The 18,208-nt window shown below is 63.9% G+C and carries 13 protein-coding genes and 1 pseudogene; 12 read left to right on the top strand and 2 right to left on the bottom strand.

Going from position 1 to position 18,208, the window contains the following annotated elements; all coding sequences use genetic code 11:
* The first annotated feature begins 81 nt into the window (after positions 1-81).
* From speB to QRN11_RS18495, 4 genes are read left to right on the top strand one after another with little or no spacing between them, the layout of a single operon-like run.
* A complete protein-coding gene (speB, locus tag QRN11_RS18480) occupies positions 82-1,080 on the top strand; it encodes an agmatinase (protein ID WP_285313957.1) in 999 nt (332 codons plus the stop codon).
* Positions 1,077-2,513: a purine-cytosine permease family protein gene (locus tag QRN11_RS18485; protein WP_285313958.1), complete on the top strand. Its 1,437-nt coding sequence runs from the start codon at positions 1,077-1,079 to the stop codon at positions 2,511-2,513. Before speB ends, QRN11_RS18485 begins: the two co-directional genes overlap by 4 nt.
* Positions 2,514-2,525: 12 nt before the next feature.
* Positions 2,526-4,037: an aldehyde dehydrogenase family protein gene (locus QRN11_RS18490; RefSeq protein WP_285313959.1), complete on the top strand. Its 1,512-nt coding sequence runs from the start codon at positions 2,526-2,528 to the stop codon at positions 4,035-4,037.
* A 28-nt stretch (positions 4,038-4,065) separates the two neighbouring features.
* On the top strand, positions 4,066-5,355 hold the full coding sequence (locus QRN11_RS18495; protein ID WP_285313960.1) for a D-arabinono-1,4-lactone oxidase: 1,290 nt from the start codon (positions 4,066-4,068) through the stop codon (positions 5,353-5,355).
* 142 nt (positions 5,356-5,497) lie between these two features.
* Here QRN11_RS18495 and QRN11_RS18500 read toward each other — a convergent pair whose 3' ends face one another.
* Positions 5,498-6,199: a GntR family transcriptional regulator gene (locus QRN11_RS18500; RefSeq protein WP_285313961.1), complete on the bottom strand. Its 702-nt coding sequence runs from the start codon at positions 6,197-6,199 to the stop codon at positions 5,498-5,500.
* Between the two features lie 218 nt (positions 6,200-6,417).
* Between QRN11_RS18500 and QRN11_RS18505 the strand changes: the two genes are divergently transcribed.
* The 4 genes and pseudogenes from QRN11_RS18505 to QRN11_RS18520 all read left to right on the top strand — a co-directional run bounded on the left by QRN11_RS18505 (position 6,418) and on the right by QRN11_RS18520 (position 11,224).
* Complete coding sequence (locus QRN11_RS18505; protein ID WP_285313962.1) at positions 6,418-7,584, top strand: mandelate racemase/muconate lactonizing enzyme family protein; 1,167 nt, start codon at positions 6,418-6,420, stop codon at positions 7,582-7,584.
* Positions 7,585-7,678: 94 nt separating this feature from the next.
* The gene (locus QRN11_RS18510; protein ID WP_285313963.1) at positions 7,679-9,052 is read left to right on the top strand and encodes a cation:dicarboxylate symporter family transporter; all 1,374 of its coding nucleotides are present in this window, start codon (positions 7,679-7,681) and stop codon (positions 9,050-9,052) included.
* A 110-nt stretch (positions 9,053-9,162) separates the two neighbouring features.
* Positions 9,163-10,110, top strand: coding sequence for a phosphoglycerate dehydrogenase (locus QRN11_RS18515; RefSeq protein ID WP_285313964.1), 948 nt, complete (start codon positions 9,163-9,165; stop codon positions 10,108-10,110).
* Positions 10,111-10,145: 35 nt separating this feature from the next.
* Positions 10,146-11,224: pseudogene (locus QRN11_RS18520) on the top strand (tartrate dehydrogenase).
* Here the strand turns inward: QRN11_RS18520 and QRN11_RS18525 are convergent.
* Positions 11,211-11,810 carry a lytic transglycosylase domain-containing protein gene (locus QRN11_RS18525; RefSeq protein ID WP_350224007.1) on the bottom strand — a complete coding sequence of 200 codons (600 nt, stop codon included), beginning with the start codon at positions 11,808-11,810 and terminating at the stop codon, positions 11,211-11,213. The pseudogene QRN11_RS18520 and the gene QRN11_RS18525 sit on opposite strands and share 14 nt — an antisense overlap.
* A 1,048-nt stretch (positions 11,811-12,858) precedes the next feature.
* Between QRN11_RS18525 and QRN11_RS18530 the strand changes: the two genes are divergently transcribed.
* From QRN11_RS18530 to QRN11_RS18545, 4 genes are all read left to right on the top strand, one after another.
* Positions 12,859-13,827: a helix-turn-helix transcriptional regulator gene (locus QRN11_RS18530; RefSeq protein ID WP_502935049.1), complete on the top strand. Its 969-nt coding sequence runs from the start codon at positions 12,859-12,861 to the stop codon at positions 13,825-13,827.
* A 123-nt stretch (positions 13,828-13,950) separates the two neighbouring features.
* Entirely contained in the window at positions 13,951-14,718 is a 768-nt protein-coding gene (locus QRN11_RS18535) for an SDR family NAD(P)-dependent oxidoreductase (RefSeq protein ID WP_091418613.1), read from the top strand.
* 24 nt (positions 14,719-14,742) lie between these two features.
* Positions 14,743-15,723 carry an aldo/keto reductase gene (locus QRN11_RS18540; RefSeq protein ID WP_285313966.1) on the top strand — a complete coding sequence of 327 codons (981 nt, stop codon included), beginning with the start codon at positions 14,743-14,745 and terminating at the stop codon, positions 15,721-15,723.
* 231 nt (positions 15,724-15,954) lie between these two features.
* Entirely contained in the window at positions 15,955-18,099 is a 2,145-nt protein-coding gene (locus QRN11_RS18545; protein WP_285313967.1) for an amylo-alpha-1,6-glucosidase, read from the top strand.
* Positions 18,100-18,208 lie beyond the last annotated feature (109 nt).

The raw sequence follows: 18,208 nt of genomic DNA on the forward strand, positions 1-18,208 counted from the left end.
CCGGAGTGATCCGGGTCACCAAGAATTGAGGTATGCACTTCCCGCTCAACGGCGAGCACCCAGCTACCGAAGGATCCAGCCATGACTACGCATCAGCCCATTGGCCCCGTGGACGCAACCGAAGTACCCCGCTACGCGGGCTTGGGAACCTTCGCCAGGCTCCCCCAAATCGACCGTGTCCCGGACTATGACATCGCGATTGTCGGCGTGCCGTTCGACGGCGGAACGTCCTTCCGGCCAGGGGCCCGTTTCGGTCCTGCCGCAGTCCGCGAAGCCTCCCGGCTGCTCCGCCCCGGCTACCACCCTGAACTGGATGTTGAGCCCGTGTACGAGGCCCAGGTAGTGGACGCCGGCGACATCGCCTGCACACCGTACGACATCGCCCGGGCCGTCCGCGAAATTGAGGAACAGGCACTTCCCCTGATCAGCGCGGACAAGCGGCTGATCTCGATCGGGGGCGACCACACTATCGCCCTGCCCATGCTGCGGGCACTGAACAAGGTCCACGGACCTGTAGCCTTGCTGCACTTCGACGCCCACCTGGATACGTGGGACACGTACTTCGACCAGCCCATCACCCACGGCACCATCTTCCGCCGCGCCTTCGAGGAAGGCTTGCTGGTGGAGGACAAGTCCATGCACGTCGGGATCCGCGGCCCGGTGTACGACCGCAACGATTTCCTCCGGGACCACGAGTTCGGGTTCCAGATCATCCGTTGCTCAGACCTGGACGTCATAGGTGTTCCGGCGGCCATCGCCCAAGTGAAGGAGCGGCTCGGCGACACCCCGGTGTACGTCTCCATCGACATCGACGTCCTGGATCCCGCCTACGCGCCAGGCACCGGCACGCCGGAGATGGGCGGGCTCCACTCCCGCGAACTCCTGGCCCTGCTCCGCGGACTGGACGGCATCAACATTGTGGGCGCCGACGTCGTGGAGGTAGCCCCGGCCTACGACCATGCGGATATCACCACGGTGGCCGCGGCCACCCTGGTCTTCGACTTGCTGGCATTGATGGTTAACCGCAGCAAGGCCACCGGGGTACGCGAACTCGAGTCAGCTGCCCGGAGCGCGTCATGAGCACGCCGATTGCAGAAGTACCCCGGCTGGAAGACAAGACCATCCAGCCCATCCCGGCCAACGAACGCCACGGCAAGGCACGGGACCTGTTTACCATCTGGTTCGGCTCCAACATCATGATCATGACCATCGTGACCGGCGGCCTCGCCACCACGGTGTTCGGACTGGGCTTTGTGCCCGCGGTCGCGGGCATCATCATCGGCAACGTGGTGGGTGGCATCTTCATGGCGCTGCACTCCGCCCAGGGCCCGCAACTGGGCGTGGCACAGATGATCCAGACGCGCGGCCAGTTCGGCTCCTTCGGCGCCCTGCTGATCGTGGTGATTGTGGTCGTCATGTACGTCGGCTTCTTCGCAGCGAACCTGGTCTTTGGCGGCGAAGCAATGGCCGCCGTCAGCCCAGGCATCAGTGTTGACGCCGGCATCATCATCATTGGCGTGGTCAGCGTTATCGCCACAATTTTTGGCTACCGCCTCATTCACGCTTATGCCCGTGTCCTCAGCGTCGCGGCCGGCCTGGCGCTGCTCCTGGCATTCGGCTGGATCCTGGTGGTCCACGGACTGCCCGGCAATTTCCTGGAGACGGGTAACTTCAACTGGGTCGGCTTCATGGGGACCATCTCCGTCTCGGCCCTGTGGCAGCTGGCCTACGCACCCTACGTCTCCGATTACTCCCGCTACATGCCGCAAGGCACGGGTTCCGCTCCGGCGTTCTGGGCTTCCTACTCAGGCTGCGTCCTGGGAACCCTGTTCCCCATGATCCTTGGCGCCCTCGTGGGCACGCTCGCCGTCTCCATGAGCACCGGCGACGTCGAAATCGTCGGCAGCCTGGGCGCATTACTCCAGCCCTGGACCCTGATCATCGTGGGCATCTTCTGCCTGGGCGTCGCTGCCTCGAACGCCATGAACCTGTACTGCGGCGTCCTGTGCACCCTCACCATCGGCCAGACCTTCAGGCCCTCCTGGCTGCCACGCGCCAAGACCCGCAGCATCGCGGCGGTCATCCTCTTCGTGGTCGCCGTCTCCATCGCCCTCTTTGCCCGCGACAACTTCATCCTCTTCTATACGAACTTCCTGTCCTTCCTGATGTACGTCCTGGTCCCGTGGACGGCAATCAACCTTGTGGACTACTACCTCCTGCGGCACGGCGAGTACCGGGTTGAAGACTTCTTCAAGCGCGACGGCGGCGTGTACGGGCGGTTCAATTGGGTCGCCATCGGCTCCTACCTGGCAGGCGCCCTGATCCAGGTTCCCTTCTCGGCAACCGCACTCTACACAGGCCCGCTGGCGGCTGCCCTGGGCGGTGTGGACATCTCCTGGATTGTCGGGCTTGTGGTTGTTGCCCCGCTCTACTACGTGGCGGCCCGTGTCTTCCGGAAGAAGACCGAAGCCGCATCATTTCCCGCCGCTGCACTCACCCCAGACCTCATCTGAAAGCGAATCATCATGACTGCCACCCAGACCGAACACTTCACCGTCCGGCGCTCCCCCGCTGACGCGCGCACCCTGCAACTGCAGCTGCCGCTGCCTCCGGCGGGGCACTTCATCAACGGATCCTTCGTCCCGGGATCCTCAGGTGAGTCCATCGATGTCGTGGATCCCACCACCGAGGCCCTCATCACCTCGGTGCAGGCCGGCACGGCCGATGACGTGGACGTCGCTGTTGCCGCCGCCGTCGCAGCCCAAAAGACCTGGGGTGCCACCACCCCGAAGGAACGCGCGGATGTCTTGAACCTCATCGCGAACATCATCGAGGAGAACCGGGAAGCGTTCGAGACCATCGAGTCCGCCAACACCGGCAAACCGCAGGCCGTGTCCGAGGACGATGTCTCCAGCACCATCGACACCTTCCGCTTCATGGCCGGCGCGTCACGCACCCTGACCTCCATGGCCGGCGGTGACTACGCCACGGACCACACATCCGTGATTCTCCGCGAACCCGTGGGGGTTGTCGGCGTCATCACTCCATGGAACTACCCGCTGCTGATGGCGGCGTGGAAGATCGCCCCCATCCTCGCCGCCGGCAACAGCATCGTCATCAAGCCCTCCGAACAAACCCCGTTGTCCACGCTGAAGCTGGTGGAAGTTCTGGCCGGGCGCATTCCGGACGGCATCCTCAATGTGGTCACCGGCCGTGGCCGGACCGTCGGGCAGCGGCTTTCCGAGCATCCTGACATCGCCCTGATCGCCCTCACCGGCAGTGTTGTCAGCGGCCAGGCGGTGGCCGAAACTGCAGCACGGTCCGTGAAGCGCGTCCACCTGGAGCTCGGTGGCAAGGCCCCTGTGTTGGTCTTCCCCGATGCCGACCTCCGCGCCGCCGCCGTCGGCGTGCGGAACGCCGGCTTCTGGAACGCCGGCCAGGACTGCGGTGCCGCCTGCCGCGTGCTGGTGCACGAGTCGGTGGCCGAAGAATTCACCGGACACCTGGTGCGTGAGGTCAGCACGCTGGTCATCGGGGCACCGGATGCCGGCGACGACGTGGAAATCGGCCCCATGATCTCCCGCCCCCATTTCGAGCGCGTCAAGGAATCCCTCGAAGAGGCCAAAGCGGCCGGCCTGACCATGGCCGTTGGCGGTTCCGTACTGCAAGGCACGGGTTACTTCATTGAACCGACCGTCATCACAGACGTTCCATCCGGGGCACCCATTGCTACCCACGAGATTTTCGGGCCGGTGGTCACCGTGGAGACGTTCTCCAGCACGGAAGAAGCAGTGAGCCGTGCCAACGAAAGCCCCTACGGCCTTTCCGCCTCGGTGTGGACCCGCGATTCCAGTCTCTCGCTGCGGATACCAAAGCAACTCGAGTTTGGCACGGTCTGGGTCAATGCACACCTGGTCCTGGCCTGCGAGGTACCGTGGGGCGGATTCAAGGGATCCGGTTACGGCCGCGACCTGTCGCTCTATGCCCTGGATGATTACTCACGCACCAAGCACGTCATGATCAACCACGGCGCATGACCACCGGACAAGCAACGGAGCTTTCACCATGACCACGCACCTCCCCGCAGCGGGAATACCGGCCGCAGCCACCCCCACAGCCCCTTTCAGCACAGACGTCACCTGGACCAACTGGGGCGGTAACCAAAGCGCCACCCCGGCCTTCACCGTGCGCCCGCGGAATGAACAAGAAGCGCTCGACGCCGTCCGCTTCGCCATCCGCGAGGGCCTGCCTGTCCGGGCAGTCGGGTCCGGGCACTCCTCTTCCCCCCTGGTCCAAACGGGCGGAGTGCTGATGGACATGTCCGGCCTGTCGGCGATCACCGGTACCGACGGGGCGGGGCGTCGTGCGAGGGCCTTGGCCGGGACCACCATCAACGCATTCGGTGATGCCTTGTGGGAACAGGGACTGGCCTTGGGCAACCAGGGGGACATCGACAAGCAGCAGATCGCCGGCGCCCTGGCCACCAGCACCCACGGCTCCGGCAAGAACCTCGGCAGCTTTTCGTCCAGTCTCCGCTGGGTGAAGCTGATCAACGGCTACGGCGACATTGTGGAAATCGGCGAAGGCCAGCTCCGCGAACTTCGCGCCGCACAGGTGGCCTTGGGCACCCTGGGCATCTTCCTTGAGGTCGAACTGGCGGTTGAGGACAACTACTACCTGCAGGAGGAGATCACCTATCCCACCTGGGCTGAGACCGCAGGTACCTGGCAGTCCGACATTGACTCGAACCGGCACTATTCGTTCCTCTGGTGCCCGGATAATGACTCGTGCGGGCTTCTGGATCTGCCGGGTTCGCCGAAGTACGGCATGGGTGGCCGAAGCTACACCAAGAAGTACAACATCGTGGACGTCCAGGACGAACGCCGGATTTCAGGCATTGAAGGTGCCCGGCTGGACCGCTCGTACCGGATCTATCCGGGCGGCTTCACCACCCAGTTCCACGAACTTGAGTATTTCGTCCGCAGCGAGGACGGTCTGGCCGCGGTCGAGGCCGTTCAAGACCTGATCCGGACCAAACATCCGGACCAGAAGTACCCCGTGGAGGTCCGCTGGGTGAAAGCTGACGACGCCTACATGTCACAGTTCCAGGGACGCGACAGCACAGTGGTCACCCTGACCACCAGGCCCGGCACCGATTACTGGCAGTTCTTTCGTGATGCCGACGCTGTCCTGCAGGAGTTCGAACCTCGGGCACACTGGGGGAAAATCCACTTCATGACCAGGAGCCGACTGGAGCACCTCTACCCCGGGCTGGATACCTTCATCCAGGTCCGGCGCGAGTTCGATCCGCGGGGCATGTTCCTCAACGACCACACCCGCGCTTTGCTGGCCTGACGCTCCCGCAGCCTGTGCCTGCATGCCCGCCTTTCACCGCAGGCCGGCACATACCCAATCCCGACGTCGGCACCCACCCCGGGTGCCGACGTCGGGATTGCCGTGCCGAAGTGACACTCGAACGGAGGTAGCGGCCGTGAGACTAGGCGGTCCTGTTCACGGTCGGCGACTGATCGTTCTCGCGGTCTTCCAAGGCTCCCGTCGCTGCAGCTGTGAGGCTGTGGGCGATGTGAACCCTGGAAAGTTCAGCTGCGCGCGCCCCGTCCTGGGCAACGATGAGTTCCAGGATCTGGTGGTGCTGGTTCAGATCAATCGTCCGGGGCTCATCGCCGGAAGGCAGTTCGAGTCCGATACGCCGGTAGCGGTCGGACTTGTCCCACAGGTCATCAAGAAGCTTAATCATCGTGGTGTTGTGGGACGCGGTGTAGACGGCGCGGTGGAAGTCGCGGTGGGCGGTGATGGCGTCCTCGCCCCAGACTCGAGTGACCGGCAGCAGCTTTTCCGCAGCTGTCCGGATAGCCTCAATGTCAGCGTCGGTCCGGCGGTACGCGGCCAGTTCGGTCGCTGATGGTTCCAGCGACAGACGGACCTCCAGCAGTTCGCGGGCCTCGGCGGCGCTCATGTCAGCCACGCGGGAGTCGCGGTGGGTATCCATGATGATCAGGCCCTCACTGGAGAGCCGGCGAATCGCTTCGCGCAGGGGGGTGATGCTCATCTGCATGTTGTCAGCGAGTTCGTACTGGGAGATGCGCGACCCCGGGGCCAGGCTCCCGGAAAGGATCAGTTGGCGAAGTTCGCTGTACGCCAGACTGCCTTTACTCGAAAAGACGTTGGTGGTGTCCATCGCTGCTCCGCTTCTCTCATGGGGAAGTGGCGTCCCACTTCCTCGCCTGCAACATCTTATAAGAAATCCGGGCTGATAGCTTGTGCTGCCCGTCACCGATCCTCTACGCTTGAGCCAAGATCTTATAAGATATTCGCTCAGCGCCACGCCCTATAAGAGGAACACGTTTAGCCCTCAGTCTTATAAGAAATAAGATCCCAGTGAAGAGAGATTCAAAGATGAAAATCGTTTCCGCCCATGTAGGCACCATTCCCATCAGCTCGTCGATCCGCAATGCCTTCATCGACTTCACCAAGATGGACTGCACCATCATTGCGCTGGTCAGCGATGTTTTCGTCGACGGAAAGCCCCTGGTCGGCTATGGATTCAACTCCAACGGCCGCTACAACGCGACTGCCATCCTGGAAGAGCGCATTCTCCCCCGCCTGCTCGACGCACCGTCGGAGAACCTTCTTGATGACGACGGCGGCCTCTCGCCGGAGAAGGCGTGGGACCTGATGATGTCCAACGAAAAGCCCGGCGGCCACGGTGAACGCTCGGTCGCCGTCGGCGTTGCCGACATGGCCCTGCACGACCTCGCCGCCAAAATCGCCGGCGTGCCGCTCTACCGCTGGATTTCGGACCACTACGGCGACGGCAACCCGGACAAGGACGTCTTCGTCTACGCCGCCGGCGGTTACTACGCGACAGGCAAGAGCCTCGAGGACCTGCAGAACGAAATGCGGGGCTTCCTGGCCAAGGGCTATGACGTTGTCAAGATGAAGATTGGCGGCGCCGACCTCGCCGAAGACCTCCGCCGCATCGAAGCTGTTCTCGAGGTCCTCGACGGCGACGGCTCCCGCCTCATGGTCGACGTCAACGGCAAGTTCGACCTGGAAACAGCCCTTGAATACGGCAAGGCGATCGACCAGTACGGGCTGTTCTGGTACGAGGAAGTCGGCGACCCGCTGGACTACGCCCTGAACGCCACCCTCTCCGAGCACTACCGGAACCCGATCGCCACCGGAGAGAACCTGTTCTCCCTCCAGGACGCCCGGAACCTGATCCGCTACGGCGGCATGCGCCCGGACCGCGACTTCATTCAGGTCGACCCAGCCCTCAGTTACGGCCTTACCGAATACCGCCGGATCCAGGACATGCTCGCCCAGCACGGCTGGTCCTCGCGCCGCTGCATCCCGCACGGCGGACACCAGTTCTCCCTGCACATTGCCGCCGCCCTCAAACTCGGCGGCAACGAGTCCTACCCCGGTGAGTTCCAGCCCACCGGCGGCTTCACCGACGACGCTGTCATCGTCAACAGCCGCGTAGCCCCCGGCGACCTTCCCGGTATCGGCCTGGAAGGCAAGGCCGAGTTCTACAAGGTCCTGCGCGGGCTGCACGAGTAAGACCAGCTGTTCGTGCCCGGTCCCGGGCAGCACCACTGCCCGGGACCGCATCTTTCTTCCCACCCCAAGTCTGACGTGCAAAGGAGCACCCTAGATGTCGTCCCACACTGTTAAGAACCCGCAGCATTCCTCCCCGCCGCGGCAGCGCTCCAGGTTCGGGCGCCTGCTGCGCGAACTCTGGTTCCAAGTCGTCCTGGGCGCCGTCCTGGGCATCGCCGTCGGCTTCCTCCTGCCCTCGGTCGGCAAGCAGCTCACACCGCTCAGCGACTGGTTCATAGCCCTTGTGAAAATGATCGTCATCCCCGTGGTGTTCTGCGTCGTTTCCCTGGGAATCGCATCCATGGACAGCCTGCGCAAGGCCGGCCGCATCGGCGTGAAGGCGCTCGGGTACTTCATCGTCCTGTCACTGGTATCCATGCTCATCGGCCTGGTGGTCGCCAACGTCTTCAAACCCGGCGCGGGTATGAACATCGACCCGGACAAGCTGGACGCCAGCAAGGTCCCCGCCGCCGCCGGCAAGGGCTTCAACGGCCTCGAATTCGTCAACAACATCATCCCCGAATCCCTGTTCGGCGCCCTGACCGGCCACACGATCATCGCCGCCCTCATGGTGTCCATCCTGTTCGGCGCCGCGATGAACGTCTCCGGAGAATCCGGTAAATTCCTCACCAAAGGCATCCAGGCCCTCTCCGTGGTGATCTTCAAGATCGTCGGCTGGGTCATGCGCCTCGCCCCGATCGGCACCTTCGGTGCCCTGGCCGCCGTCGTGGCAAACTACGGCACCCAAAGCCTGCAGCAACTGGGCATCCTCGTCCTGCTGTTCACCGCCACCTGCATCGTCTACGTCCTCGTCATCCTCGGCACGATCGCCCGCGCCTGCGGAATGAACATCTTCACCGTCATGCGTTACTTCAAGGCCGAGCTCCTGATCGCGCTGAGCACCTGCTCCAGCGAGGCCGTCCTGCCGCAGCTGATCAAGAAACTCGAAAACATGGGCGTGGGCAAGTCCACTGTCGGCATCGTTATCCCCTCCGGGTTCTCCTTCAACCTCGATGGATCCGCCGTCTACCTCACCATGGCCTCAGTGTTCCTGGCCCAGGCCGTCGGCATGGACCTCTCCTGGGAACAGCAACTGGTCATGGTCGGCGTCATGATGCTCACCAGCAAGGGCACCGCCGGTATCGCCGGCGGAGCGTTCATCGTCCTGGCCAGCACCCTCAGCTCCGTGGGCGGCATCCCGCTCGCTGCCCTCGCCCTCATCGTCGGCATCGACCGCCTCCTGAATGAAGGCCGGGTGTTCATCAACGTCCTCGGAAACGCCATGGCCGCCGTCGTCATCGGTAAATGGGAAAAGGACTTCGACCCCGAGCAGGCCCGAAAGGCCCTGCATGCCGCAGGCAATAAGAAGAACGAAAATCAGGTCCGCACTCCGGAACCCGTGGAAGCCGACAAAGTCGACGCCCACTAACACCCGGAAACAACCGTCAGGGCCGCTGCGCAATCCGCGGCGGCCCTGACCTGCGTGGACCAGCGTCCGCAAAAACTACCCGCATCCCACCTGACGAGGAACAACACACCATGGCCCGCCGCATACGGATCACCACCGATTACCTCCACGAAGGAGATACCGTGGACCAGTTACTGCGCGACCATGGTCTGGAACCGGTCTACTCACCCTCGCAGGGGCCACGGACCCCGGAGGAACGCCGCGCACTGTTCGACGGCGTCTCCGGCGCCATCCTCGCCAGCGAACCGGTCACCGCGGACATGCTCGCACATGCGGCCGCGCTCAAAGTCATCGCCCGCAGCGGGGTGGGGTACGACTCCATCGACATCCAGGCCGCGACCGCACAAGGAATCAGGGTCTGCAACGCTCCCGGGACCAACCACCACTCAGTCGCCGAACTCACCATCGGACTGATCATCATGGCGGCGCGCCGCCTCTCCGAGGTCACCACCGCCGTCCGCCAAGGGGACTGGCCCCGCGAAGCCGGCCACGAACTGCGGGGCTCCACCCTCGGCATCATCGGCTACGGCCCGAGCGGGCGCGCCACCGCAAACCTGGGTGCCGCACTGGGCATGAATGTCCTGGTCCGCACCGCCCACCCCGACCCTGACACCAGCGCCGCCCGGTTCGCCGATCTCGACACCGTCATCCGCCGCGCTGACTACCTCTCCTTGCACACGCGGGCAGGCCAGCACATCGGCCCGCTCATCGACGCAACCCGGCTGGAAGCGATGAAGCCCACCGCCGTCCTTATCAACACGGCCCGCGGCTCACTCGTTGACGAGTGTGCCTTGGCCAAGGCACTTCGGTACGGCACCATCGCCGGGGCTGCGCTGGACGTGCTCCAAAGCGAACCCCTCCCCGAGCCCAGCCCCCTTCGAGGCCTGGACAACGTGCTCATCACCTCCCACCTCGCCGGACAAACCATCCAGGCTCGGACCCGGGCCGGCCTGGCAGCCGCGCAGGCGGTCATAGATGTCCTCGAAAACCGCGAACCGGCACATCCGGTTAACCGCTAACCCGAAAACCGCGAACAGATAAAAAAGGATCCCTGATGTCGAAATCACACCGCATCGCAGTCATTCCGGGCGACGGAATCGGCACCGAAGTCGTGCCCGAAGGGCGGCGCGTCCTGGACGCCGCAGCCTCAGCCTTCGACCTCAACCTCGAATACGAGCACTTCGACTACGCCTCCGCGGACTACTACACCCGGCACGGCAAAATGCTCCCCGACGGATGGTTCGACCAGTTGAACCAGTTCGACTCCATCTTTTTCGGCGCAGTCGGGTGGCCTGACGTCGTCCCCGACCACATCTCGTTGTGGGGCAGTCTCCTGCAGTTCCGCCGTCACTTTGACCAGTACGTCAGCCTCCGCCCGGTCAAACTCCTCCCCGGCGTGCCCAGCCCCCTGGCCGGCCGTGCCCCGGGCGACGTCGACTTCTACGTCGTGCGCGAAAACACCGAAGGCGAATACTCCAGCATTGGCGGGAAAATCTTCGAAGGCACCGACCGCGAACCGTGGTCCAGGAAACCGTCATGACCCGCACCGGCGTGGACCGCATCCTCAAATACGCCTTCGACCTGGCGCAAAGCCGCCCCAGGAAACACCTGACCTCAGCCACCAAGAGCAACGGCATCTCCATCACCATGCCCTACTGGGACGAACGCGTGCAGGCCATGTCCGCCGCCTACCCCGAGGTCGATGTGGACAAGTACCACATCGATATCCTCGCGGCGAACTTCGTGATGCACCCGGACTGGTTCGACGTCGTTGTGGCCAGCAACCTCTTTGGTGACATCCTCTCCGACCTCGGACCGGCTTGCACCGGAACCATCGGCATCGCCCCCAGCGGCAATATCAACCCCGAACGAAAGTTCCCCAGCCTTTTCGAACCGGTCCACGGCTCCGCCCCCGATATCGCCGGCAAAGGAATCGCCAACCCCATCGGGCAAATCTGGTGTGCCGCGATGATGCTGGATCACCTGGGAGAAGCCGAAGCAGCCGCCGCCATTACCACCGCTATGGAGGCAGTGCTCGCCCGCGGACCCGAAACCCTCACACCCGACATGGGAGGCAACGCCACCACCGAAGAACTGGGCAAAGCGGTGGCCTCGGCGCTTACCGCACCGTGATTTCGCCTGTCATCGTGGCGTATTTCGTGGCCTGGTCACGAACTTGTTGAATGTAGGCGTCGGATTGGTTGTAGGCATAGATCGCCTCAGTCCACCCTTCCGTGGTTGTGAGGTCACGGCCGCGGGCACACAGATAGGTCGCCGCGCTGAGGGCCGCATCGTCAATGTTGAACGGATCCGCCGTCCCATCCCCGTTCCCGTCCCGCCCTACGAGCTGCCAGGTGGAAGGAATAAACTGCATCGGCCCCACAGCACGGTCCCAGCGGGCATCCCCGTCCAGGGCACCCGCGTCCGTGTCAGCGATCGCGGCGAATCCGGCACCGTCGAGAGCCGGTCCCACCACCGGACGGCTCACCTGCCCCGCAGGGGTCAGGCTGCCTCCGCCGTATGTTCCATGTGCTGTCTCGACGAAACCGAGGGCCGCCACGGTGTTCCAACCGATCCCGCACCCCGGGGCAGCAGCATCTACTGTCTCGGCCGCGGCAACGTACGCCCGCAGCGCGCGTTCGGGGATCCCGGTTTGCCCTGCAGCGCGGACAACCCAACCGGCATCCGGATTTCTAGTGACGTTCACGGCCGTGGTCATGCCGGAGGAAAGCATTTCGAGCTCAGCGCCGGCTCGCGGTGGTGGAGAAATGACATGGCGTGTGTCCGCGCCACGCTGTGCAAGCAACCAGAACAAGGCGGCGCTAGTGACACAAACCGCAAACAGGACAAGGACCACGAGGCGTCTGAGACCGAGCACCAACTAATCAAACCATCCCAAGGTATCCGCCGTTGACACCAGGTTTAGCCGGCACCTCGCGGTTACTACGTGCGTATTCGGATCGTGTTCCAGAGCCGGTCTTCCGGCCACGATCGCTGCAGCCCGCTCCCATGGCCGGTCTTCAAGTAGGAAGGGAATTTCTTCTTCTTCCCACTCCCTGTGCAGCTCTTCCTCTTCCTGCCCATCTCGAGCCCTGAGGCGCCGTCGGGCTTCAAGATTGTCACACTGCACCCAGATAGAAGCGTCGATGAGGTGGGACAGCGCTCGGCGTGATGATCCGCTCCCCTCCACCCACACCACCGAACGCCCGGCGGGCACAGCTATGGCACCTGGACGTTCTCGGGCCACCCAGCCCGGCGGACGATAATGGACTGCCTCACCTTTAACCAGAGGTTCGAGGACGCCGTCACGGAGTTCATCAGCCCAGTCAAAAAACGCGAGATGCCACGCTACATCGTCCGTGTGGACGGCGGCTGAATCCGGAACTTGAGCCAGAAGGCGCTCAACCAGGGTGGTCTTGCCTGACCCGCTCCGTCCATCAACCGCCACAATCCAGGGCCGGTTCGGACGGTGCCGTGCTGCCGGCAACAGTCTCCGCACCAAGCCCTCCAGCGACTCGGCCTGCCAAGGTCCCGCCTCGGGTTCGCCGGCTTCCGGTTCAATATCCATTGACTCCTCAACTCCCCCAATATCGGATCCGTCCAAGCTGCCTAGTCTCGAGTTTCGAGAATCGCCCTGCCTAGCGCAACATCTTTCGGGACCGCGGCTCCTTTGTCAGCCGCGGCGGTATGCCTTCAGACATAGGCCTCCAGTGGGGGTGTCTGATGGACACTGCCACCGGTTGGCCAGGGTGCGTAGCGTGATGGTTGTGGACAGAAAAGACGACATCCGTGAATTCCTGATCTCGCGCCGCGCGAAGATCAGTCCGGACCAGGCCGGCATCCCCAGCTATGGGGAACTGCGCCGGGTTCCGGGCCTGCGGCGTGAGGAAGTGGCGCAACTGGCCGGGGTGAGCACCGACTACTACACCAGGCTGGAACGCGGCAGCCTCCGCGGCGTCTCCGACTCAGTCCTCGAAGCCGTGTCCTCCGCCCTTCAGCTGGACGAAGCTGAACGGGCACATTTGATGGACCTGGCCCGGACGGCGAACGCGCCGTCACGGCGGATGCCCCGGAAGCCGGTCCAGCAGCGGGTCCGGTCCGGAGTGCTGCGCCTGCTGGACGGCATGACCGGGGTGGCAGCCCTGGTGCAGAACGGCCGCTCGGACGTGCTCGCCGCCAACCTCCTCGGCCGGGCCGTGTACGCGGACGTTTTCAACTTCACCGCGTCCTTCGGCCCGGACTTCCCGGGCAGGCTGCCGAACCAGGCGCGCTACCTCTTCCTCGACCCGGGCGCCGGAGACCTGTACCCCGACTGGAAAGCGGTGGCCGCCACCACGGTGGCCATGCTCCGCTCGGAATCCGGCCGGAACCCGCACGACCGGGCACTGAACGAACTGATCGGAGAGCTCACCACCGGCAGTGGACAGTTCGCCGCCCTCTGGGCCGGTCACGACGTCCGGATCCACACCACGGGCACCAAGCGCTTCCACCACAAGGTGGCAGGGGACCTTTCCCTGCAGTTCGAGACGCTCCACCTGCCCGGCGATGAAGGCCAGACCCTGTTCACCTTCACCGCCGAGCCCGGCTCCGCCTCCGCCTCCGCGCTGGCATTCCTCGCCAGCTGGGCGGCACCGTCCAGCACTACGGACGCAGAAGAGGAAGCCGCCAAAGCGCCCGCTCCCAGGCACAGCCCCTCCATCCAGGCCTTGGAAAAGGCCGAACAGGAACCTGACTAAAAATGCCAGCGCCTTCGCCATAAGAGCAACTACAAACCCCGCAAGCCAGGCAACCCACGTTGTACGGGCTCTGCTGACGCCTGCCCAAATCCAGCCAAAACCCCAATGAAAAGAGAGCAACCAATGACAGCAAAACTGATCGGAACTGTTGCCCTGGTAACCGGTGCGAGCAGTGGCATCGGTGACGCCACGGCCCGTGCCCTCGCCGAGCAGGGGGCGTCGGTCGCCGTCGTCGCCCGCCGGAAGGACCGCCTGGACACACTCGTGGCCGAGATCGAGGCTGCCGGCGGCACCGCCTACGCCGTTCCGGCCGACATCACGGACCGAAGCCAGGCCGAACAGGCCGTTGCGGAGGTGGTAAACCAGTTCGGCCGGCTGGACATCCTGATCAATAACGCCGGGCTGATGCTGCTCGGAACGGTCGTTGATCAGGAGGTCGACGAGTGGGAGCGGATGATGGCCGTCAACCAGAACGGTCTGCTCTATATGACGAAGGCGGCGCTGCCGCACCTGCTCGCTGCAGCGGACGACGAACTGCGCGGCGTCGCGGACATCGTCAACATCTCCTCGATCGCCGGCCGGCAGGCGTGGGCGAACTTCGCCACGTACAACATGACGAAGTTCGGGGTGAACGGCTTCACCGAAGCGCTCCGCCAGGAGATCACGAAGAAGCACGTCCGGGTCGGCCTACTCGAGCCCGGCGCCGTCGAAACAGAACTGATCTCACACAACAACGACACCATCAAAAGCGACCTCGCCGTCTCCGACGCGAAGAACATCCCCGAGAAGCTGCAACCCGAGGATATCGCCGAGAGCGTCGCGTACATGGTGACCCGTCACCGCCGCTCCTCCATCGCCGAACTGTGGGCTATGCCCACCTCCCAAGCCTGAGAATTTACCGAAGGGAAATACAGCATGAAAAACGCACGCCTCCGGGATCTGGAAGTCTCCCGCATCGGCCTCGGCGCCATGACCATGGCCGGAATTTATACCAGCGAAGGCGCCCTGGATAACACCGAATCGATCCGCACCATCCACCGTGCACTCGAACTCGGTGTCACCCACATCGACACAGCGGAGATCTATGGGCCATTCCTGAGCGAGGAAATCGTGGGCCAGGCAATCAAGGGACGCCGTGACCACGTGAAGATCGCCACGAAGTTCGGCCTCGTCTCCCACTCAGGCGGAGGACCCGGCGTGATCGACAGCAGCGCAGCGAACATCCGCACCGCCGTCGAGGGGTCCCTGCAACGACTGGGCACCGACCATATCGACCTCTACTACCAGCACCGGGTCGACCGGAACACCCCCATCGAAGAGACCGCCGGGGCCGTCGCGGACCTGATCACCGAAGGTAAGGTACTGCACTTCGGCCTGTCCGAAGCCTCCCCGGACACCATCCGCCGGGCCCACGCCGTGCAGCCCGTCACGGCCCTGCAAACCGAGTACTCCCTGTGGACCCGCGACGTCGAAGACGATATCCTGCCGCTGCTGCGCGAACTGGGCATCGGCTTCGTCCCCTACTCCCCCCTCGGGCACGGACTGCTCACCGGGCAGATCCGCACAGTGGAGGACTTCGCCGACGACGACTGGCGCAAAACCAACCCGCGCTTCACCGGTGACAACTTCGCCCGCAACCTGCGCATCGTCGACGAAGTCCAGAGCATCGGCGCGGAAATCGGTGCCACCCCAGCCCAGACCGCCCTTGCCTGGTTACTGACCCGCGGCGGGGACATCGCCCCGATCCCCGGAACCCGCCGCGTCTCCCGTGTGGAGGAAAATACAGCAGCCGACGGCGTCGAACTCACCGCCGACCAACTCGAACGCCTCAACTCGCTCCAACCCGCAGCCGGAGCCCGGCACGACGACGCCAACATGGCCTCGATTGATGCCTGACCCTTCAGACAGGACACGGTAGCCACCCGGCTGCCCCTGAACCTCGTCGACGCACACCGCCATCCCAACCTCACTCCAACACAAAACCGTAAGAAGCTGTCGCTGTTGCCTCCTACCGTCCAAAGGCCTGCAGGCGTAGCGTCGTTTGCATTGGAGTAAGGCAGCGGTCGACGGCGGGCCCCGAGTCGGAGGGCACCGCCCCTGCCTTTAGCCGTCAAAAAGGAGACCGGGATGGCTGGATGGAATGCGGACACGGCTGCCGGGCCGGTGGGGGCCGGGACGGTCACTTTGGTGGAGGGTCCTTCCTTCTGCATTTCGTCGGCGAATGGAGACATCCACCCCGAACATCCGCACGGCGTTTTCCATGAGGACACCCGCATCCTGTCGCGCTGGAACCTGGCGGTCAACGGACAGGTTCTGGAGCCGTTGACAGCATCAACGCAGGAGCCCTACCGGGCCTTGTTCATTGGCCGTGTTCCCCGTTCCGATGGTTACGCGGACAGCCCCATGATTGTGGAAAGACTGAGGGAAGTCGGTGCCGGCATCCGTGAGGAGATCACCATCCGGAACTACTCCTCGGAAGCCGCTGATTGCAGAGTCTCGCTCACCGTTGAAACGGACTTCGCGGATCTTTTTGAAGTGAAAGAGGCGCGCGTCGAACGGCACTGGACACAATCCCGCCGCCCGGAGGGCGGCTCCCTGACCATCAGGGGCGCGTGGCAGGACGTCCGGAAGGCCGTCGTCGTCAACGCCGGCGGCGGCGCCGACCTCACCACCGAGGGTGTCACGTACCGGGCGGTCATCCCACCGCACGGACAGTGGAGCACCCTTTTGACAGTCGTGCCGACCACCAACGGCGCCCGACCGGCGTCGTTTGTCCGTCCGCTGAGCGGCGAGCTCTCCCCCAGCGACCGCCGCCGCCAGGAATGGGTAGCAAAGATTCCCAAACTGCATATCGGAAACAGTTCCATCGAGCGGACCCTCCGGCGCAGCTACGATGACCTGGGCGCGCTTCGCATCGAGGACCCCGCCCATCCAGATCGGATCGTCGTGGCCGCCGGTGCGCCGTGGTTCATGACGCTTTTTGGCCGGGACTCGCTGTGGGCATCCGAAATGGCGCTGCCGGTGGATCCTTCCCTGGCACTTGGCACTTTGCAGACGCTGGCGGACCGCCAAGGCACTGTGGTGGATCCGATGAGCGAGGAGGAACCGGGGAAAATCCTGCATGAGGTCAGGCTCGGCGTGTCCGGCGGGCTGGCACTGGGTGGAAAATCCGCCTACTACGGCAGCGTCGACGCAACTCCACAATTCGTGATGGCCGTAGCCTCAGTGAGCCGTTGGGGCTTTGCCAAAGACACCATCGCCGCACTGCTGCCCCATGCAGACCGTGCATTGGACTGGATCAGGAAATATGGCGACAAGGACGGCGACGGGTTCATCGAATACAAGCGCCTCAACGATTCCGGCCTCATCAACCAAGGCTGGAAGGACTCGTGGGACGGCATCAACTTCGCGGACGGCCGGCTTGCCGAACCCCCTATCGCCCTCTGCGAAGCCCAGGCACTCGCCTACAGCGCATTCTTGTCCCGGGCATGGATGGCATTCGACGCCGGTGACGAGGCTTTGGCCGCCCAGCTCACCGGTGAAGCAGCCCAGTTGAAGAAGAGGTTCAACGAAGAGTTCTGGATGCCTGAGCGCGGCTACTTCGCCATCGCGCTCGACGGCGAAAAACGGCAAGTCGACGCGTGCGCATCGAACATGGGACAGTGCCTGTGGCACGGCATCGTGGACGAGGACAAGGTACCGCAGGTAGCCGAACGGCTGATGTCCCCCGAGATGTTCAGCGGCTGGGGCGTTCGAACCCTCGCAAGCGACATGGGCGCCTATAATCCCGCCAGCTACCATAACGGCTCGGTCTGGCCACACGACAACGCCATCATTGCCGCCGGGCTCATGCGCTACGGCTTCGTGGAGGAGGCGCAGCGGATCGCCACCGCCCTGTTCGAGGCGGCGGACTACACCGATGGCCGCCTTCCCGAACTCTTCTGCGGGTTCAGCCGTGACCAGGTGGCCGAGCCCGTGCCCTATCCCACGGCATGCTCGCCACAGGCCTGGGCAGCCACCACCCCGATCATGCTGGTGACGAGCCTGATGCGGTACGACGCCCATATTTCCCGCGGCGGCCTCTGGATGGATCCGGCACTTCCCGAATCATATGGCGACCTCCACATCACCAACGCGCCCATGGCCGGAGGCCGGATCACCATCGACATCAAAGGGTCCGAACCCTCAGTGCAGGGGCTGCCCGAAGGCATAGCATTCCATCGCGACCACCGCCCCTGGCTGACGGAGCTGATCAAACAGGCCGGGCTGTGAACCTCCACAAGTCGCCTTTGGTACCGCCGGCGATCCTAAGGGCGCACCTTTTTCGTGCCCTCGCGCATTTCCACCAGCATTAGTTCCTGCTTGTGCAGCAAATTCCGGC

The sequence above is a fragment of the Pseudarthrobacter sp. fls2-241-R2A-168 genome, from assembly GCF_030209335.1.
GTDB lineage: Bacteria > Actinomycetota > Actinomycetes > Actinomycetales > Micrococcaceae > Arthrobacter.